Here is a 21,204-nt window from a genome sequence, read left to right as displayed (position 1 = left end):
GCCTCTCTTATTCATTTATCATCAAGATCTCATTTGGTGTATTTCGTCTCATTATAACGCCCGGTATCAAAAGTGAGATCAGAATGTTCAAGATAACGATACATACACAGCCGATCAAGTGCAGCCAACCAAAACTTATCACTGTATTTCCCATAAATTTGCTCATAGTAAGAACATTTGAAATACACACTGCAATGGCGGCTGCCATAACTGCGGTCATAAGATCACACACAAGATCTATCTTGATATATGCGTTCCACTTTGCTCCGCAGAGATAATAGATACCATAATCTCCAAGTCTCTTTTTTATGTTCACTGCCGAAGCCGAAACTGAGCTTACAATAACAAGAACTATCACGCATATAAGCATTGGAACAAGCTTGATAAGCTGACCATTAATATAGACAAGCGAATTTTCTCTGAAATCCTCAAAGTCAAAAACCCTGCCATAATCTCTCAGATATAATTCAAGCTCCTTAAAACGCTCATTGCTTACATTATCCTTTAACGTTACTATTTGATTGCCACAAGGATATATTTTACAGTTTATATCTTTAAGACAGTCTGTCGGAACTATCAGCATCATGTTGCCATGCTTATTGACATTAGCATAAAGATCTCTGAAATCAGGCTTTTCTTTTATACTATCCTCAGTGCCTAAATATGCAGATGAAAACCCCAGCAACTGTGAGCCGTCAGCTATGACACCGACAATTTCCACCTTGTTCTTAACATACTCATACTTATAAGGATCAGCATAGTCAAAATCCTCATCATCAGGGGACATCTCCCCTACTTTCTCTTTGTGCATAATGGTAACTATGTCACCCGTTTTATAGTTGCTGTTTTCAGTCACAACAGCAGGTATCAAATCTCCGTTAGCCGACGCATTAGACAGCCATTTTCCCGAACTCATCTGCGGCGTAAATGACTTTATCATATCTTCAGATAAAGCATTAACGCTCATTCTATCGTCACCAAGTCCATTAGATAGATCTTTTGATGACGGAGAATAATACAAGCTTGTATCATATCCGCTTGTCACCGACTCCACATCATCAATATTTTTAAGCTCATCGTCAAGAGAAGTAGCATCATATATATTACATATATATAGTCCCTTGCCATCAGGAAAGTATTTCTTTACAGGAGTATACATCTCTATTCTTGAAAGGACAGAAGAAACAGCCGCCGACATTATAATAAATGCAATGGCGAGCTGAACAGCGATAAAAATATTGCTGTAGATATTTCTTGCAAATTCTTTTAAACCATATTTTATCATATTATTTTCCCCTCTCTTTCATCATTTTCACAGGGGATCTTTTATTTGTAAACAATATCACAATGTTAAGGAACAAATAAATAGAAATAATATATATTCCAAATATGGTCATATATACCCTGAAATTATATGCGACCTTGATATACTCAAAAAACAAAGTAAGCTTAGGAAGCAGCGCATAATTGAATACCAATGCAAATATCACATATATCGTCACTGATATCATACCTATCTCGGCTATATACATCCGTCTTATTTTATTTGACGTGCAGCCGCACAGCATGAATATAGCAGTCTGTTTAGCACGGGATCTTATTATGTATCTGAAAAGCATTGCAAGGTTTATTGCAGAAGCTATCGCAACGGCTACGGACATAAATATAACGGAATTGTAGAATTTTATTTCAGTCATATCGATCGTGTCTATCGGAGGAAAATTAACATTACACGTTAGAACTTCGCTGAAAGCTTTTTTCAGCTTAAAAAAGCTTTCTGTATCTAGAGCATTGTCATCAAGAAAACCTATGCTTGAAATAGTGCAGTTATCACCCAACGTTTTAAATGGCACCTGAAATTCCTCTTGTACAGTATTACCGAATATGCCTATGACCTTATAGCTTTTGCCAAGCAGTTCAACATTCTTGCCGATCATATCATCTTTTGCGCCGCTAGGCAGCACGACCAGATTTTCGTCTGAAGCATATTCTTCCTTAGTAAAATATCTGCCTTTGCGTATACTCATGTTGTCGACATACGATTCGTATAAACTATAATCATTCAACTCCTCATCATATTGAATGCGCACCGCAGACATAAGATACGGTTGACCGTCGTCAAAACACTCATCAATTTTAAGCTCGTCTTGATCAAACATTAAACCAAAATACATACCCGGCATTGACGCTTTAGAATTATCATCAAGCTTGTCAAGCACCTCCCGAAGCTGAACAGGAGTTATAGAATCTGTTCCAAAATAAGACAAGATCCTGCCATCACTGTCTTCCTGAGTATCTATTATATCGCCAAATGAAAAAGTATAGTTAAATACATACTTCTTTTGCTTTTCAAAATCCTTGCTTGCTTTAAAATTCTGAAATGCACCATGTGAAAACAATATTATAAGCACATCAGTAACGGCGCAAACAATAAATAGAATAAAGATAAGTACATTCTTTACGGCAAAATTTTTCAGGTTAATAAAAACGTATTTCATTTAGTCCTCTTAATATTACTTATTTTGATTTATACGATAACATACATTGTCTATAGCAATCTGATTATCATTATCTGTTCTAACTTCTACACGATGGGTATAATAAACATATGACTGACCATATACCTCTTTGGTTGCTGACGTAGTTGCTAATGCAACAATTCCCGTAACAATTTTCTTAATAATCATACTTATTTCCTTTCTCGTTTCGCAATAAATCACGAATTTTTAATTTGTAGACTTAACTGAATTTGCCATACGAATTATGTCATCTTTGCACAAATTACCGTCTATTTCAAAAGCATAAGTTCCATCTGTCCATGCAATTATTGTATATTCACTGTCATATGAAATGAATGCTTTTTTGCCGTTAATATCTACCCATTCAGTCTTCATATTTTCGGTATCTACCTGATTAGACACTGTCAAAGAACTTTGCGAATAGTTTATGTATTTATCGCCTGATATATAATGTATTTCATGCCTTGTATCGGTAGTGACAACAGATTTGATTTCAAATTCGCTAGGTACGAATGTCGGTACATACTTAACAAAATTATAAATGCTAAAATCGTCCAAAGAATTATCTTTTATATGCGTTATTTCAGCGTTTCTATTATTATCCTGTACAAAAACTCCAACAAACCATTCACGCAGCGGTGGCACGGCGGCGACTGTAACAGAGCCGACTGCAAGCACCGCAGCTATTATCGCCGCAGCAAATCTTAGAGTGATCTTTATATGTCTGTGACCGCTTTTTCTGTTAGTTTTTATCAGCTCGCCCATCCTTTGTTCGTATCTCTCCGAAAAATCGTGCGATATCTCCTCGACAGCCAAATAATCCTTATAGTCTTCATCAATTATGCCTGTTTTTATTGCCCGTCTTAACTTATCATTCAAAACGATCACCACCGATCAAATCTAAAATTTGTCTTTTGGCTTTGTTCAGATAATTAAATACCGTTCTCTTAGAAATGCCCATGATCTGTGCGATCTCATCAGCGGTCAGATCATAATAAACCTTATATGCTATCACAGACTTTAGTTTATCATCCAGCTTTCTTACCGCATCTATAAGCAGATCTAAGTCAATATCATCATAAAAATCCTCACTCGGCTCATCTTCCACCTTAAGATCAAATATAGACGATGTTGGATTTTGATTTTCCTTATTGTAGATCGCATAACAGGCGTTTCTAATAGTTCTAATAAGATATGCGTCCATATCGTGCAAAGAATAATTGTGAATTTTTTTAAAACATTTTGCGATGCTGAAAAAAGCATTTGCACAAGCCTCTTCTGCCAGCGCAGAATTATTCAAGATCTTGTATGCAAAAGCATAGGCTATCTGACGATTTCTGTAATAAAAATCTTCAAAAGACGTCTGATCCTTATCGTTGTCTATCAAGGTCATACATACAGCTAACATTTGATTCCCCCCTGAGTTACTTATGTTACTAAGCATAACACATATTGACATACTTTTCAAGATACCAACAAATAAACTTATAACCCGAAATTATAATACATTTTGCGATTTATACTTGTATAAAACTAACATGATTGAGCCATTCAATTTAGTTAAAGCTACAAAAATTCAAATATAAATCAACAATATGATGCACGAAACGACTACTTTCGCTATTATTTATAGTGTAAGACTAAAATAAATAGGAGGTTTTTATGGTAAACATAAATTCAGAAGTAATCGTTGAACGTATACAGAAAGACGGAGTAAACACTATAATCATAACAGCGGTCATAGCTATACTAAGCTGGATATTTAATATGTATCACAAAAGTGCAAACAAGTATCGTGACCAAAAAGACCAACAATTTCGTGAAGCAAGAGCTACATTTGAATCGGCTTTAAAGCAGATCAACAAAGATGATACTGATTTTAATGAATTTTATGATTTATTAAAATACACTAAAACGACTGACGAATACTATCAGTTAGATCAGTTAATTAATGATAAAAATAAAGAGGAAATAAAAAAATACATAAAAGATAAACTATTTGAAATCAATGATAAAATTCCAAATCCGATCAATGAACCAAATTTAGCGTATAAATTTATAACCCGAAAATTGCGGGAATTTAGGATATATGAAAATATTATTGCACCTGCGGTTTATACTTTTTTTACTATTTACATGATACTTTTTGCTGTTGCTATAATTATTAACATAAACAATGATGTAAAAAAATATTTTTTGCTATTTAACTTTTCAGCATCTTTTGCCATTATAATATTTTATGGATCACTATTGCTTGATGATGATATGACTTCTTTATCAACAGTGTTTATAAAAATACTATATATCCTAGAGTTTATCTCTGTTTTATCACTTGAATATGATGTTAAAAAAGGCAATTGGTTTATTTTCTTGGTAAATCTATTATTTGTTGTAACAATAATAGTTACAAGATCAAAAAACAACGTAAAGAATGTCACCTCTATCTTAAATAAAAAGCGTAAATTCCGTGGCTATAATAAAATTATATCTTTCGTAAAATCACAAAATGGTGAACTTTTGTCAGATGAAAAACTGGTATCTTTCATTTACTTTTTCAACCGTAAGATCTATGGCATTTATCAATTCAAAAAAATTGAGAATAACAAATTAGTTTTGCTCAAAGAAATAAGGAAGTCATACTATGATTCAATAATCGATCAAAAAAAGGTCTTTTCAGAAATTGAAGAAAACTCCAAATGCAGAATTATTCAATAAGATAGGCATTACCTTGAATCTAATAGCCAAACCTGAAAAAGCCAACCGCACCCAAATGGATGCGATCGGCTTTTTTATCTTATTCTATTTTTTTACCCCAGCTTCAAAACATTCAGCAGGAATATCCAGCTAGTTCCATAGCAAGCCACAACTGCCACCAGATCGTTCAGCGTGGTTATTAACATTGTTAAAGCAATGGTGCAAATATCCTTAGCACGCCGTCAATGAGCCGTCCAAAGAAACCACGCTTTGTGTCCTCAAGCGTGCGCTGTCTGCACTTGCTCTGGGTTTCAAGGATATCCGCCTTGAAAGTCTTTATTATAGACGAATCATAGAATATAGAACTGCACTCAAAATGCAGGAAAAGACTTCTGTAATCAAGATTTACCGAACCAAGAACCGCAAGCTTGTCATCACATATACAGCCCTTTGCGTGAACAAACCCAGGGGTGTATTCATATATCTTCACTCCTGCCTCGATAAGCTGACGATAATAGCTTCTCGAAAGCCTGAAAACCACCTTTTTGTCAGCGATACCGGGCATTATGATACGCACGTCGACCCCACGTTTAGCCGCCCTTATAAAAGCGTCAAAAAGGCTGTCACCAAGCATAAGATACGGTGTGTAGAACCACACATAATCGCTTGCGGCATAGAGCATCTCAGAAAAAAACGTGTTGCTCACATTTTCGTCCACCATAGGGGAATCATAATAAGGCAAAACATAGCCGTCGCCACCCTTGCCCTCTTTTTCAAAGCTCTCCCCCACAAGGTCATGAGGTATCATGTCATTTGAAAAAGCGTTCCAGAACTCCATAAACATATAGGTGTAGCTTTTTACGCCCTCACCTGTTATCTTAAAGCCGATATCTTTCCAGTGACCATATTTCGAGCCTATGTTTATATACTCGTCCGAAAGATTTATTCCGCCGCTGTATGCAACTCTGCCGTCCACCACCATTATTTTTCTGTGGTCACGGTTGTTGAGCTGTGATTTTATAAAAAGGAACGGATTGAAAGGCACACATTTTATACCTTTCTCACCAAGCTTCAAAGCGTCTGCAAGAGAATATGTTGCAATACTTCCAAGGTCGTCATACATTATCCTGACGTCAACGCCCTGAGCCGCCTTTTTCGCCATGATATCCACCACAGTGTTAAGGAACTTGCCGTTTTGCAAAATAAAATACTCCGCAAAAATATATTTCTCAGCCTTTTCAAGCTCCTTGCACATATCAGCGAACATTTCCTCGCCCACGGAAAAATACACTGCGCTGTCAAGCTTCACCATAGGAAATCCCGTTGCGTCGCTTATCCTTTTCACCGATTGAGCAAGCCTTTTGTCCTCACGTTCAAGCTCCCCTATGCACTTTTCCCCGTCAGAAAGCTCATAGTCCATGTGAAGCCTTGCCTTTGTGATATTCTTTTCAAGCTTTTTCGCAGTATTGTTATTGCCGAAAATTATATACATAACTGCACCAAGCACGGGAAAAGTAAGTATCACAATAAGCCAAAGGGTCTTGTAGCTGCTCTCCTCACGCTTTGTGTTGATATAAAGCACAAACAGAAATGACAGCACAGTAAGCACGATGCTGAGAAGCCCTGCCGCCTTGCTGAGCCATTTAAGTATGAGAAGATACCACAAAAACTGCATCGCCACAGGAACTATCACCGCCACCACTCTGCCTGCTATTTTCTTTACATTGTTCCACGTCAACTCCGTTTCGCTCCTTTCATTTATCATCTTAGGACAACAAAACACTATCATTATGCGTTGTTACCATTATTATAACAATTTTTTTAACATAAGTCAACGCCATTGATTTTATTATTAAAAAGTGTTATATTAAATATGAGATATGTCCTGCTGATAGCTTTGTCTGTAGGCGGGCGAACAGTGTTCGCCCCTACAAAAATAATATAATTGATAACGGAGGTAACAAAATGTGTACTGCGGCAACTTATAAAACGAACGATTTTTACTTTGGAAGAACTCTTGACTATGAAAGCTCCTACGGCGAGGAAATAGTCATAATGCCAAGAAACTTTCCCCTTAACTTTGTTAATATGGGCAGGATAGCTACCCATTATGCGGTAATAGGCACAGCTCATGTTGCTCAGGATTATCCTCTTTTCTATGACGCCGCCAACGAAAAGGGTCTTGCCATGGCAGGTCTTAACTTTGTTGGCAATGCCTTTTACCGTGATGATATCGACGGCAGGGACAACGTTGCGCAGTTTGAGTTTATCCCATGGATACTCTGTCAGTGTGCAAACGTGACAGAAGCAAGGACGCTTATAGAAAAGATAAACATAACCAAAACTCAGTTCAGCCCGCAAATGCCGGCAGGTCAGCTCCATTGGATAATAGCTGACAAGAACGACTGTATCGTGGTCGAATCTGTAAAAGAGGGCATAAACGTATATGACGACCCAGTGGGAGTGCTCACGAACAATCCAACCTTTGATATGCAGATGTTCAGGCTCAACGATTTCCGTGGACTTTCCCCTAAACAGCCTGAAAACACATTCTCTGATAAGCTGGACCTTACTTCCTACAGCCGTGGCATGGGTGCAATGGGACTACCCGGTGACCTGTCCTCGCAGTCAAGATTTGTAAGAGCCGCATTTGTGAAAATGAACTCACGCTCCGCCCCTGACGAGCAAAGCAGTGTGAGCCAGTTCTTCCACATCTTAAACTCAGTTGACCAACAAAGAGGCTGCTGCGAGGTGGCAGAGAGCAAGTATGAGATAACCATTTATACAAGCTGCTGCAATACTGAAAAGGGCATTTACTATTATACCACCTACAACGGACATCAGATATCCGCTGTTGATATGCACAAAGAAGACCTTGATTCCGCCAAGCTTATTGCCTACCCTATGATAACCAACGAGATAATAAACTTTCAGAACTAGCAAACGCTCCGTACAAAATCTGTACGGAGCGTTTTTATTACTCAAATCTGAAATATTCAAAATCGAAATTGCTGCCCGGCAGGAAAGCGAATGAAACTTTCTGTTTGCCGCTGACGCCTGAGATATCAAAGCTCTTCTGAGCATAATTTTCGCTGTCATCTGTCCTGAACTCGCAGAGTATGCGGTTTTCGCCCTCGCTGCCGTTCAAAATAAGATGTATGCTGTTGAGTTCAAGCGGTGACTTTCCGCTTATAACGAGCCTGCTCGGCTGTTTTTCAGAGAAATCGAACTCGCCGAAATCAAGCATAACATTGTTGCCTATCTGGGTCACACACTTTTCGCCCTTTGTGAACTTGTCACCATAAATGTTGTCAGCATCAGCCGCATTATTCACCGCAAATTCACGGCTCTCCTTTTCAAAGTTAAAACCGCCCACTTGGAAACCGTCCTCAGTAAGAATACAAAGGGTCTCAATACCCTTGAGCTTTCTTGAAAGTTTGAAAGTTTCAGGCTTGAAGATCATCCACTCAGGCTCTTTGTGATAACAAAACGTGCCAAGAAGCTTTCCGCTCTCATCAGGTATTCCGTCATAGAAGCTTATTTTAACAGGGTCAAGGGTGTTCGCCCATATCTGCACCGTAACAGTGTCAGAGCCTGCACTTCCGAAGTCAAGATTATCATATGCCGCCCATGATGTGACCTTGCCTGTTGCAAAGCCTACACCCTTCTTCATGCCGCTTGAAACGTTGTCGCTTGCCCTTGTGAAAAGTCCGCCGATAACGAACTGATATGGGTCGGTAAGTGCGTTTCCAAGACCCTCAGCAGTGAATTTGAGCATAGAAATGATGTGATAACGCTCAGTGCCGTTTTTGCACATTGCACGAAGCCAGAAGCTTCCGTCACCCTTTGCTTTCACCTTAATGCTGTCTGCTGTTACCTCGCACTCTGCAAGATTAGATGTTATGCCCTTTTCATTTGTTACCCTGAACTCTATATCCTCAGCATAATCCGAATTGACAGGGAGCGCCTTATATTTCACTGTTATCTCAGGGTTATCCTTGTCAAGAGTAAAAGTATCAGTATAAAGCTCTATCTTTCTCACCGGTATCTCGTCTGTTCTTCCACACTCGGTAGGAGCAAAGCCCACGTTTTCAAGCGACGATGTACCGCTGTCATATTCCGCCTTAACAGCATCAAGGGTAACAACACAGTCAGGCAGACCCTTTGATGTAAGCGTTACCTTTATCTCCCCCGTCTTATCAGCCACACCAATAACAGCAAGCATTTTTCCTGAGAAAAGTCTGCGTGAAGTGCCTTTGTACTGGTCATAGTCTGTGCTGTCGCCGTTGTCAAGACCCATAAGCCTTGCCGCACCCTCAACGCTGACGTTCACACGATTGTTGGCATTTGCGCAGAAAGTACCGTCCTTGTCAAATGCGGATATTTCAATATAAACAAGGTCAGAGCCGTCTGCAAGTATCTCTGTCTTGTCAGGGACAGCTTCTATCCTAACAGCGTCCCCGAATGAACGCTGTATATCCTCTGCGATGATTTTTCCATTCTCGTCATATGCAACAGCTTTAAGCTCGCCCTTTTCATATGGTATGACATAGTTCGCTGTCAGCTCCTTGCCATGCTTGTGGTCGATATCATATGCACCCATTGAAACGCCGTCCTTGAAAAGCTCAACTCTCGGAGCGTTTGAGCAAACTCTCACATCACAAGGCAGACCGTCGCTGAAATCCCAGTATGGGAAAATATGCACGAACGGGTCGTCCTTATAGTCTGTCCACTCTGCACGGAAAACATATGCGCTGTCTTTTGCAAAGCCTGCTGTGTCGAACTGACCAAAGTATGAGTTTTTCGTGCTGTATGGAGTAGGCTCGCCTATGTAGTCAAAGCCTGTCCAAATGAACTGACCTGCACAGTATTCAGCGTCACGGTCAGGGATAATGCAAGCCTCGGTATTCTTTGCACCCCAGCCTGTGCAGCTATTGCCCAAAGATGAACACTGCTCGTCATCGTCAGTTAGCAAGGTTTCAGACAGCGGGAAATGATAAATTCCACGGCTCTGCACCACCGACGCCGTTTCGCTTCCGTATATCATCCAGTCAGGGTGAGCGGCGTGGTGTTCCTCATAAAGTCTTTCACCGTAGTTATAGCCTGCAAGCTTGAGAATATCAGCGCATTTCTGACCGTTCTCCCACTGCATATAGTTAGAGCCGAATGTGACATAGCCGTTGCCCTCAGGGTCATGGAGCCTAACGAGCCTTTTGAGCCAAGCCGTTACCTCCTGACCTCTCTCGTAAGCGTGAGTGTCAAAAATCTCATTTCCCACACTCCAGCCTATGATAGAAGGGCGGTTTCTGTCACGGCGCACCCATGAAGCAACGTCCTTTTCTACCCACTCATCAAAAAATCTAGCATAGTCATAGTCGGTCTTTGACCTCTCCCACATATCAAAGCCCTCAGAGAGAATGAGCATACCTGTTTCGTCAGCGATGTCCATAAACTCCTCCGCAGGCATATTGTGAGAAGTCCTGATAGCGTTGATGCCCATTTTGCGTAGCTTTTTAAATCTTCTCCTTATAGCCGCAGGATTGGAAACTGCCCCAAGACAGCCGTTGTCATGGTGTTCGCATGAGCCGTGGAGCTTAACGTGTCTGCCATTGAGATAAAAACCGCTGTCGCACTTGAATTTGATAGTCCTGAAGCCGAATTTCTGACTTACACGCTGTACACAGCCGCCGTCCACAAGAATTTCCGACACCATAGTGTAAAGCACAGGCGAGGTGATATCCCAAAGCTCAGGGTCTTTCACTGTCATGGTCTGAGCGGTGAGAGAATAGCTCACGCCTTTCACACGCACCGCCTCAGGTATGCAGGAAATATCCGCCCCACAAGCGTCAGACTCATAGCTTGCCACCTCTTTGCCGTCCTTGTCAAAAATGGTGTTCCTGATGCGGATTCCACCAAGAGGCGTACCCTCAGGACGAAGCATCTCAGCCTGCACAGTCACCTGCCAGCCGTCCTCCTGCTTTGACGTGGTGATATAAATGCCGTCATTGCCGAAGCGTATCTCAGGGCTTTCGCAAAGCCAAACCTTTCTGAAAATGCCCGCTCCTGAATACCATCTGGAGTTTGGCGAATGGTGATCCACACGGACAGTAATAATGTTCTCTCCATCCTTGACAAGGTCGGTGATATCGAACATAAATGCAGAGTAGCCGTATTTCCACTCCCCTGCCAAAGCACCGTTCACATACACCTTGCTGTCCATGTAAACTCCGTCAAAGCGGATAAAAGTGCGTATGCCCTCTTTCTTTTGGTAAGAGAAATTCTTTTTGTACCAGCCTGTAGAAGTTTCATATAGTTCGTTGGTATCATAAATAAGCCAATCGTGGGGAACGTCCACAGGCTTGAAAGGAAAGTCCTCTGAGTAGTCAGAGCCGAAAGCCGCCTTGTAAAATTCCCAATCGTTGCAAAAAAGCTTTCTGTCTGAGTATGTTTCACAGATATCCATAAAAACTCCTTTATGTTTTACTTATCTGAATATGAAAATGTGCTTTTACCAAAGGCTTTTCAAGCTGATATTTCTCCGCAAGCCTTGGTCCGCAGGAGTTAGAACCGACCCCTGCCATTGCATAGTCAACGCATATAACATTGCTCTCGCACCTTTCAAGCTCATAGTTATGTGCCTTTGCCGCAAGCTCCTCTTGTGTGAACTGCGACGCATTGAATGAAAAATCCTTGTCAGCGGTAAACTTCACCTCAGTGTCCACACCGCTCACAGTGAGATATCTGCACCCATAGTGCGATGAATTTTCCTGCGGCCTGATATAATCCTCGTGCATATCCCCGATATCAGCCGCAAATCTGCCCATATAGCAAGCCTGACGCTTGTCAATGTAGCTTTCTGTAGGACCATATCCGAAATATTCCGCCCTTGAAAAATCTTTTGGCATGAAAAGCCTTATACCGAACCTTGGAAGCATATCTATCTTATTTGAAAACTCCGCTTCGCATTTTATGTCAAGCCCACTGCCGTCAATAACATAAACAGCTTTCAGCCTGCAAAACGGCTGTTGTATGGACCAGCCAAAAGACTGTGTGACGCTTATCTCCGCTCTGTTCTCGCTCGCTGAAAGCTCACAGCCGTAGCTTTTCACATCAAAGTCATTAAGATGCACCTTGTACCAATTGTACTTCATGACATCATTATCCGTAGGCGCACGGAAGAAGTTATACTGCAAAGGTCTGTCAAGAAGCTCTCTGCCGCCGAATTTCACAGAAACAAAAGCCGACTTACGCTTGTCAAAGCGGTAAACAACATCTCCCACTGTCACAGTGATATCAAGAGGCGTTTCCACAGCCTTAACATTTTCTTTCACCTCAGCGACCTTATAAGTCTTGCCCTCTGCTATCCTAAGCTGATCAAAGCACACCTCATAGCCATTTTCACAATAGTCAGTGTCCTCCTTTGCAGTGAAAATAAACCTTATGAATGTTTCATTTTCATACTCCGCTGTATCATTGGGAACATTCACCACAGTGTTTCCCATAGGCTCGATGTCAAAATCCACCCTGCCGATATGTATAATACCGTTTTTGTCCGTTATCTCATAGCGGCAATCGAGAATATCCCCAGCGTTCACAAACTCCAGCGTGCTTGAAAAAACAAAGCTTCCCTTGCTTTCCCCTTTTGTTACTCGCACAGGTCTGTATACCTGCTTTACCTCTAAAAGTCCGGTGTGGGGCGTTCTGTCAGGATAAACAAGACCGTCCATGCAGAAATTGCTGTCATTGTGTCTTTCCCCAAAATCTCCGCCGTAGCCGTATTTTATCTTGCCCTCAGCCGTCTTACCAAGCGGTACAGAATGGTCGCACCACTCCCACACAAAGCCACCGCAGAAACGCTCATTGGAATAGAACACATTGTGATAATCCTCCAGATCTCCCGGACCATTTCCCATGGCGTGGCAGTATTCACACTGCACAAGAGGTCTGTTTTCCTCAGGCTTTTCAAGATAGCCTTTCAGCCCGTTTAGATCCCAGTACATACCCGAAACTACGTCAAGCACGCTGTCGGAAGTTCCGTCAAGGCAGTGTGTGCTTTCATAATGCACAAGCCTTGTATCATCAAGCCTCTTTATAAGCTCAGCTTCATCAAGCATATTTTTGCCATATCCGCTCTCATTACCCAGCGACCAGAACACCACGCAAGGGCGGTTGATGTCACGCTTTACAAGACATTCCGCACGATCTTTTATGGCATTGCCAAACCTCTCGTCAGAGGCAAGCATCGCAATGCCGTTGTAATCTGAATAGTCCCACTTGTAGTCATAATAGACCTCCACACAGCCATGTGACTCCAAGTCCGCTTCATCAATAACATAAAGCCCCAGCCTGTCGCAAAGCTGATAAAACATAGGGGAGTTAGGATAATGTGACGTTCTCACAGCGTTTATGTTGTGCTTTTTCATAAGCACAAGGTCAGCTCTCATCTGCTCATAAGAGGCATAATATCCCGTGTCAGGATAGCTGTCATGACGATTTACACCCTTGAACTTCACCGCCCTGCCATTTATCTTAACAACGCCCTTATCCACCTTTACATCTCTAAAGCCAACCTCCTCGCCGATAACCTCGTCGCCTGCATTGATAGTAAGCCTGTAAAGATAAGGTGTTTCAGCACTCCAAAGCTTGACGTTCTCTAACTTTATCTCAACGCTCTCACCGTCATAAGCCGAAAACTGAGCCATTGTAACACCATCATCATCGCAAAGCTTTGCAAAAACATCACAGCCGAATACCGTAAACTCCAGCCTTGCAGAGCCATTTTCACCGAGTATAGTTTTCACGATATAATTTTCAAGACGCATTTTCGGTCTTGACAGCACATAAACATCTCTGAAAATTCCCGAAAGCCTTATCTTGTCCTGATCTTCAAGATAAGTTCCGTCGCACCATTTCAGCACAGCGGCAGTAATGATATTCCTGCCCTCAGCAAGATACGGCGTAATATCAAACTCAGCCGTAGCGTGAGAAACCTGTGAATATCCCACAAAGCTGTCGTTCACATACAAATAAACACAGCTATCCACGCCCTCGAATACAAGCACCCTGTCCATGCCGTCAGGAGAATAATCATATTCACGCTGATAAACTCCCACAGGTATATCGTCAGGCACAAAAGGCGGGTCAAATGGTATTGGATAGCACACGTTCGTATACTGCGGCTTGTCATAGCCGTAAAGCTGCCAGTTTGACGGCACCGGGATAGTGTTCTCAAACTTTTCGTGAATAAAATCGTCCTCTAGGTCTATTATGCTGTCATAATAGCGAAAACCCCAGTTGCCGTTTAAAAGCTCCATTCGCTGAGAATTTTTACGGTCCTCAAAAGGATCCTGCCCCTTTGCAAACGGCACAAAATAGCAGTGCTTGTCAAGCGTGCCAATGTGCAGCGCCTGAGTATCCTCATGATATATCATTTTTGATCTTGGCGAATTTACCGCCGCAAGCTTTAAAATATCCATAGCTGTTCTCCTTTACAAGTTTATAAATTACTGTAATTATTTTATCAGCTATTGACAGGCAAGTCAATGAATGATATTATTAATTTATAACAATATGAATATGGAGTTGATATTTTTGTTCTTTGCCGATTATCCTATCCTGGGAAACGAAAAGTCCCTGCCACTATATCTGCAAAATATGGGTCATCATCACTGTCAGGATCACATTATAAGACCCGAGGGCTATCACTATGACCAGATCCTCTACTGCACCAAAGGCAGCGGCACGCTTATCTTTGAGAATAAAGCCATTCCCATACCACATGATACCGCCATATTCATTCCCGCTGAAACGCCCCACGAATACTATCCGGAAGAGGATATATGGGATATCCACTGGATAGTCCCCTGCGGATATGCCGCCAAGGATATCCTTACCCAGTTCGGCCTTACCGAGCTTAAAACCTTTCACCTCAGCGACACAAAAATGCTCGAGCATATTTTCCGCAAAATGCACAATGCTCTGCGAACCGACAGTATTTTCGGCAATTACAAAGCCTCTGGCTATTTGTATGATTTTCTTATGGAGTTTTACCGCCTTATCGCCTACAAAGACCCTGCCACGTCAGTATCCTCCGCCCTTATGAAAGCACTGGACTACATAAACTACAACTATTTTTCCCCTATCACAATGGACGAGCTTTGCAGTGTGTCAGGAGTAACTAAACAGCACCTTTGTCTGCTTTTTCGCAAAAAGCTCAGTATGCGTCCAATGGAATACATCGCAAAACGTCGTATCCAAGAAGCCAAAGCCCTGCTTACCGGTACAGAAAAAAGCATCGAGCAGGTAGCCGAGGAAACAGGCTTTTGCTCAGAAAGCTATTTCTGCAAGCTTTTCAAAAGATACGAGGGCATGACCCCCTCCGCTTTCCGCCAGATCAAATAACAACAAACAAAAAAAGAGCCGCCCAAAGGCAGCTCAATTATGCAGAAAAATTAGCCCTGCTCCTTCATCTTAGCGAAACACTCGCTGCAGTAAACAGGTCTGTCCTCTCTTGGCTTGAAAGGAATAACAGCCTCGCCGCCGCAAGAAGCACAAGTTGCTGTATAAGTCTGTCTTTCAGACTTTGTAGCAGCCTTTCTTGCATCTCTGCAAGCTTTACATCTCTGTGGCTCATTTACGAAACCTTTCTCAGCATAGAACTCCTGCTCTCCTGCTGTGAAAACGAACTCGTTTCCGCACTCCTTACATACTAATGTCTTGTCTTCGTACATGGTTCTTACCTCATTACATAAAATTGTGCCTAGTCGGATTTGCACCGACACCTTTGAATAAACAACGCTCTGCTATTAAGCTATACGGCCATATTCCTATCTCAACAGTGATCTCAATTTCCGTCTGACTCTCTGCATTGCATTGTCTACCGCCTTTTCCGACGTGCCCAAGCCTAATGCTATCTGATTGTATGACATTCCTCTCAAAAACGATTGAAATACCTGCCATTCCTGCTCCGAAAGAGCAGAAGTGATCTTATCATAAAGCTCATTCAGCTCCTCACGCTCCACTACGACCTCCTCAGGTACAGTGCCACCACCGCCAAGAATAGCCTCAAGGTCAGCTTCCTCGCCGCCTGAAAGAAGTGCATTTCTGTGAACAGACGAAATGATCTTATTTTTTATACATTTTGTAGCGTAAGTTGAAAACTTCGCATTTTTGTCTTCACGATAGGTCCTAACCGCACCCAGAAGCCCCATAAGCCCCTCTTGGACAAGATCCTCGTGAACCTCGGTGCCATATTTTTTTGCCAGAAACTCCACCGTACAGATATATCTCGCAATAAGCTCACCGATAGCCGTTTTGTCACTCTGTGCATTTAGCACAAGCTGCTCATCTGAAAGCTTTTTCTGCTGATCCTGCCGATCGCCTCTCAAAAAATACCGCCCACCTAATCGTAGAAATTACCGCAAAGCCCCATTCTGACGCCACTGCGTAATGTTATAATACCATTTTAGACCATAAAAGTCAAGAGAATTGACGAAATCCGCCGTCCCTGTGAAAATATTTGTAACATACCACAGTTTTAAGAATGTATTCTTGTGATTTTCAACAAACAAAAAGTCAGCCGTGTCGAAATACACGGCTGACCGCAATTTACGCAACTTTGATGTTATACACGGCAGTATTTTGCTCTGCCATCGCTGAAAATATCCCCTCCGTGGCAATCGTCAGCCACAACAAGAGGAAAATCCTCAACGTAAAGTTTTTTCACAGATTCACAGCCCAGCTCCTCAAAAGCCACTACCTCACAAGACTTTATGCAGTTGCAGGCAAGTGCGCCCGCACCGCCTATAGCACAGAGATAGACCGCACCATTTCTTATCACGGCGTCCCTTACCTCTTGTGATCTCTCGCCCTTGCCGATCATTCCGCCCAATCCAAGATCAAGCAATCTCGGTGCAAACCTGTCCATTCTTCCTGAAGTGGTCGGTCCGCATGAACCGATAGGCTTTCCCTCAGGAGCAGGAGTAGGTCCGGCATAGTAGATAACAGCGTCTTTCAAAGGGATAGGAAGCTCCTTTCCCTCGTCAAGCAAAGCATTGAATCTTTTATGTGCAGCGTCCCTTGCAGTGTACACAACGCCCGAAAGCAATATCTTGTCACCGCATTTAAGCTCTCCGCTCACCGCTTTAAGCTCCTCGGAACGCACCTTTCTTATTTCCGACATGACAAACTATTATTCAGCGTCATCATCGCTTACAAGAGAAAGACCATCGTCAATAAGATCTCTTGCAGTGTTTACAGCACCGATACTATTGCCATACAGATCGTTAAGTGATGTAACGAGCTGCTGAACAGTTTCGCTCAGACTTGTGAATTGTGTCTTAACAGACTCTCTCAGATCAGCAGACTGTGCTCTGATATTCTTAGCTTCGTTCTTAGCGTCACTTACTACCTTTGCAGCCTCAGCATTTGCCTTTGATGTTACGTCAGCGGCTTCTGCGTTAGCCTTAGATGTAACAGCCTCAGCTTCAGCGTTAGCCTTAGAAGTTACCTCGGCAGCCTGCTTGTTTGCTGCACTTGTAACAGCTTCAGCTTCCTGCTTAGCGGCAGCTGTCATTGCGGCAGCGCTTGACTTAGCTGTCTGAAGTGTAGTATCAGCCTCTGTCTGAGCATTTGTAACAAGCTTCTGTGCCTGTGCGTTTGCGTCAGCAAGAACCTGATCCTGAAGCTGCTTAGCTTCATCTTCCATCTGCTTAGCTGCCTTCTTAGCTTCCTGAACGACCTTATTAGCTGTGTTCTGAGCTTCCATGAACACGCTTCCAAGATCGAATGCAGGAGTGGCTGTGCCGGCATTAGCCTCAGCAGTTTCGAGCTTCTCTTTAAGATCCTCGATCTCCTGCTTCTGCTTTTCAAGCTCAGCATCCTTTTCAGTTACCTGCTGCTCATAGTCAGCGATACGAACCTTCATTGTATCAGTATTAGCCATAAGCTCGGCTATCTTGTTTTTAGCCTCTTCTACCTTTTTCTCAAGTTCCTTCTTGCCCTCGAAGTCCTGCTTCTGAGCGCCGCCCTGTTTCTCAAGACGTTCGATAGTTTCGTTCTGGTCATTGACCTGAGCCTCAAGAGTATAAATTTTAGAAGTAAGGTCGTCTACATAAGCAAGAACGTCCTGCTTATCAAATCCGCCGACTCTAACCGTTCTTAAATAACCATTACTAGCCATTTCAATCCCTCCACATTAGTGATTATCTCTATTATACAATAAACCACGTTATTTTTCAACTGATTTAAGCCGTTTTCAAAAATTTCATTATTCCATACAAAATAGCAACTGAAATTTATACAAAATGTCTTAAAACCATATTTATCACAGAATAATTATATCAAATTTTCCGTAAGATTTCAAGTGCTTTTGCGAAAAATTTTCAGTATCATGATAATTTTCTGAGAATACGAAAATATCTTTAATTATGTAAACGTTTTCCGACTTTGGTTCAAACAAGGCGGACAGCGTAAACGCCGATCCGCCTTTGAAAGCATTATTACTTGTTCTTGAAGATATTGAAGATATCGTCGTAATAATTTGGATTATCAGCAGCCTTAACGCCAGCCTTGTGCATCGCTTCAGCGTCAGCCTTTGCGTCGTCAGCCTTCTGAGTAAAATTTGCAGTATATGTTGTCGCAGCCTTTGGTGCAGCAGCCTCAGGAACGTCATCTCTGTCAACAAAGTCAGCAGCGATAACAGTAACGTCCATAGCGTCCTTGGTATCAGGATTTGTACCGTTACCAAAAATGATCTCAACGTTATCGTCAGCAGCGTCTGCAATAGCAGCAGTAAGCTCGTCCATATCACTGATAAGGAGATCCTCGCTCATTGTAACGTTTACGATAAGTCTTCTCGCACCCTTTATAGAAGTTTCAAGCAGATCAGAAGAAATTACCTGATTGATGATATCCTGTACCTTATCCTTGCCCTCGCCGTGGCCGATAGCAATATGCGCTCTGCCTGCACCCTTAAGAATAGTAGTAACGTCAGCGAAGTCAACGTTGATCTCATCATGTCTTGTAATGATCTCAGCGATAGCGATAACGTCTGTCTTAAGAACTTCATCAGCGATAGCATAAGACTGCTTCATAGTGAGGCGCATCTCGTTTGTGATAAGGTTCTGGTTAGGGATAACGATAAGAGCGTCAACGTGCTTGATAAGAGCCTCGATACCCTTTTCTGCTCTCTCCATTTTCTTAGCGCCCTCAAATTTGAAAGGCTTTGTAACAACTGCGATAGTAAGCTTGTCAAGTGACTGTGCGATCTCAGCAACTACAGGTGCAGCACCAGTACCTGTTCCACCGCCCATACCTGCTGTAATGAATACCATATCAGCGTCCTTGATAGCGTTCTCGATCTCGTCCTTGCTTTCCTGAGCGGAAGCCTCGCCGATCTCAGGCTTTGCACCTGCGCCCAGACCGTGAGTAAGCTTCTCACCTATCTGGATCTGTGTGTGTGCAGCTGACTTATGCAGTGCCTGAATATCAGTATTAACAGCGATATATTCAACATTTCCCTCGATACCGGCCTGTGCGATACAGTTAAGTGCGTTTCCACCGCCGCCACCGACACCGATTACCTTGATCTTTGCGCCTACGACTGGCTCTTCAACATACTCGTAACCCATAATAGAACTCCTCCTAAAAGCGAATTTTCATACTTCTCCGTATTTTTACATATCAATTTATCAAATCAAAAATAAAATGCAAAAAAGCCTATGTGCCGAATATGCACATAAATAGATACAATAATATATTATCATACTTTTGTCAAAAAGTAAAGAACTTAAATGAAACCATTATAAATTTTTTATTAATTATCAATAAAACGACTGATTTTTCAGTTTCATTTGTGTATACTATACAATTAGTTATCCTGACCCCTACCAATCTGTGTTCGTCTGATCGTCCACATAGCCGTTGTCAGCATATCCATTGTCGGTATAGCCCTGATCACCGCCGTTATCATATCCCCAATCGGTGTTTCCGTTCTCGTTTGTCCACTGATCTGTGCCTGCATTGTCAGCATCATCATTGCCGTCCCATGCGTTGGTATCGTCGCTGTAGTCTTGGCTATCGTCCCCTGACCATGAGTTATCACTGACCCATGTGTTGCCGTCATCAATATTAGTATCAGCCGATACCGCACTGCTGCTGTCATCTGGCTTTGCAGAGCTTGTGTCGTCAGGTTTTGACGACTCGTCCTGCGATTTCGGAATAGCCGAAATGCCGCTGTCAGCACCATTGTAAATAAGCGTACCCTCGTAATCGTCAGTAATGCTCTTGTCAATTACCGCCTTAAGATATGTAAGCTTGTATTCCATATCCACCGAGCTTCCAAGCTTTATTTCAAGCCTGCCGTCATACATAAGCTTGATATCCGAACGGGTGGTCAGGTCAATAGAGTCTATATTTTTAAATTTCAGGTCATGAAGATCATTCAGAAGCTCTTTAAGGATATCCGCCTTAAATGAATCCTCAGAAGCAAGCTTGTCGCCCTGACTAAGGCTTTTAAGCTCAAAGCCCTTTACAACAGGTATATCCCCTGTCGGAGCAGGATTTTTCGTTTCAAGTATCTTTCCCGAAGCAGACAGCACATAGTATGAATTTTTATACTCGATATCAGCCGCCTTTTCGGCCTCTGTGCAGGTTATAACAAGTGTTGACGGAAATTTCTTTGTGACCTTGACATCATCAAGATACACAAGAGTATCTTTCAAACGCTTTTCAACTATATCCGTATTCGTCCTCACAAGGTTTTGTCCCGTTGAAACGCCGCCCACGCCAAGGATCTGATCCTGCTCGTAAAGGGTAACGCCCTCTATTTTTATCTCCGACACATTAAAAAACAAAAACATACTCAGCACCAGCAGCAGCGCCGCAGCCGCAAAAAAGCTGGCAACATACACATTGCGCATATTCACTGTCTGCCGACGTGCCGCAGGCCGCTGTGAGTTCATTCTGTTTTCCTTGTAAGTTCCGTTCATTT

General features: G+C 42.2%; 16 protein-coding genes. 3 read left to right on the top strand and 13 right to left on the bottom strand.

From position 1 onward, the window contains the following. Positions 1-7 precede the first annotated feature (7 nt). The 4 genes from OCV57_RS09000 to OCV57_RS08985 form a co-directional block, all read right to left on the bottom strand. Positions 8-1,285, bottom strand: a complete 1,278-nt coding sequence (locus OCV57_RS09000; RefSeq protein ID WP_267301241.1) for a hypothetical protein — start codon at positions 1,283-1,285, stop codon at positions 8-10. A gap of 1 nt (position 1,286) precedes the next feature. Continuing rightward, positions 1,287-2,498 carry an ABC transporter permease gene (locus tag OCV57_RS08995; protein ID WP_267301239.1) on the bottom strand — a complete coding sequence of 404 codons (1,212 nt, stop codon included), beginning with the start codon at positions 2,496-2,498 and terminating at the stop codon, positions 1,287-1,289. Positions 2,499-2,726: 228 nt separating this feature from the next. Then, a complete protein-coding gene (locus OCV57_RS08990) occupies positions 2,727-3,398 on the bottom strand; it encodes a DUF4367 domain-containing protein (protein WP_195220515.1) in 672 nt (223 codons plus the stop codon). Next, positions 3,391-3,927 carry an RNA polymerase sigma factor gene (locus OCV57_RS08985; RefSeq protein ID WP_022288371.1) on the bottom strand — a complete coding sequence of 179 codons (537 nt, stop codon included), beginning with the start codon at positions 3,925-3,927 and terminating at the stop codon, positions 3,391-3,393. Before OCV57_RS08985 ends, OCV57_RS08990 begins: the two co-directional genes overlap by 8 nt. Before the next feature lie 254 nt (positions 3,928-4,181). Here OCV57_RS08985 and OCV57_RS08980 point away from each other — a divergent pair, with 254 nt between their 5' ends. Then, on the top strand, positions 4,182-5,234 hold the full coding sequence (locus OCV57_RS08980; protein WP_117863116.1) for a hypothetical protein: 1,053 nt from the start codon (positions 4,182-4,184) through the stop codon (positions 5,232-5,234). A gap of 187 nt (positions 5,235-5,421) precedes the next feature. On the opposite strand, the gene cls is transcribed toward OCV57_RS08980, so the two are convergent. Next, on the bottom strand, positions 5,422-6,951 hold the full coding sequence (cls, locus tag OCV57_RS08975) for a cardiolipin synthase (protein WP_267301236.1): 1,530 nt from the start codon (positions 6,949-6,951) through the stop codon (positions 5,422-5,424). 227 nt (positions 6,952-7,178) lie between these two features. Between cls and bsh the strand changes: the two genes are divergently transcribed. Further along, on the top strand, positions 7,179-8,153 hold the full coding sequence (gene bsh / locus OCV57_RS08970) for a choloylglycine hydrolase (protein WP_267301234.1): 975 nt from the start codon (positions 7,179-7,181) through the stop codon (positions 8,151-8,153). Positions 8,154-8,190: 37 nt separating this feature from the next. Here bsh and OCV57_RS08965 read toward each other — a convergent pair whose 3' ends face one another. Then, entirely contained in the window at positions 8,191-11,676 is a 3,486-nt protein-coding gene (locus OCV57_RS08965) for a glycoside hydrolase family 2 TIM barrel-domain containing protein (protein WP_267301233.1), read from the bottom strand. A gap of 10 nt (positions 11,677-11,686) precedes the next feature. Next, positions 11,687-14,689 carry a glycoside hydrolase family 2 TIM barrel-domain containing protein gene (locus tag OCV57_RS08960; protein WP_267301231.1) on the bottom strand — a complete coding sequence of 1,001 codons (3,003 nt, stop codon included), beginning with the start codon at positions 14,687-14,689 and terminating at the stop codon, positions 11,687-11,689. Between the two features lie 115 nt (positions 14,690-14,804). Between OCV57_RS08960 and OCV57_RS08955 the strand changes: the two genes are divergently transcribed. Beyond that, complete coding sequence (locus tag OCV57_RS08955) at positions 14,805-15,614, top strand: AraC family transcriptional regulator (RefSeq protein WP_195551880.1); 810 nt, start codon at positions 14,805-14,807, stop codon at positions 15,612-15,614. Between the two features lie 50 nt (positions 15,615-15,664). On the opposite strand, the gene OCV57_RS08950 is transcribed toward OCV57_RS08955, so the two are convergent. The 6 genes from OCV57_RS08950 to OCV57_RS08925 form a co-directional block, all read right to left on the bottom strand. Continuing rightward, a complete protein-coding gene (locus OCV57_RS08950) occupies positions 15,665-15,943 on the bottom strand; it encodes a zinc-ribbon domain containing protein (RefSeq protein ID WP_022288363.1) in 279 nt (92 codons plus the stop codon). A 96-nt stretch (positions 15,944-16,039) separates the two neighbouring features. Beyond that, positions 16,040-16,600: a sigma-70 family RNA polymerase sigma factor gene (locus OCV57_RS08945; protein WP_195551869.1), complete on the bottom strand. Its 561-nt coding sequence runs from the start codon at positions 16,598-16,600 to the stop codon at positions 16,040-16,042. A gap of 236 nt (positions 16,601-16,836) precedes the next feature. Further along, positions 16,837-17,394, bottom strand: a complete 558-nt coding sequence (locus tag OCV57_RS08940) for a FumA C-terminus/TtdB family hydratase beta subunit (RefSeq protein WP_022288361.1) — start codon at positions 17,392-17,394, stop codon at positions 16,837-16,839. A 9-nt stretch (positions 17,395-17,403) separates the two neighbouring features. Then, positions 17,404-18,393: a hypothetical protein gene (locus tag OCV57_RS08935; RefSeq protein ID WP_022288360.1), complete on the bottom strand. Its 990-nt coding sequence runs from the start codon at positions 18,391-18,393 to the stop codon at positions 17,404-17,406. 319 nt (positions 18,394-18,712) lie between these two features. Continuing rightward, positions 18,713-19,843, bottom strand: a complete 1,131-nt coding sequence (ftsZ, locus tag OCV57_RS08930) for a cell division protein FtsZ (RefSeq protein ID WP_022288359.1) — start codon at positions 19,841-19,843, stop codon at positions 18,713-18,715. Positions 19,844-20,098: 255 nt separating this feature from the next. Continuing rightward, a complete protein-coding gene (locus tag OCV57_RS08925; RefSeq protein ID WP_267301229.1) occupies positions 20,099-21,202 on the bottom strand; it encodes a cell division protein FtsQ/DivIB in 1,104 nt (367 codons plus the stop codon). Positions 21,203-21,204: the final 2 nt, after the last annotated feature.

It is taken from the genome of Hominimerdicola aceti (assembly GCF_025567495.1).
GTDB lineage: Bacteria > Bacillota > Clostridia > Oscillospirales > Ruminococcaceae > Hominimerdicola > Hominimerdicola aceti.
Note: the sequence above shows the minus strand (reverse complement) of the source record. Positions and strands in the feature narration are given on the sequence as shown.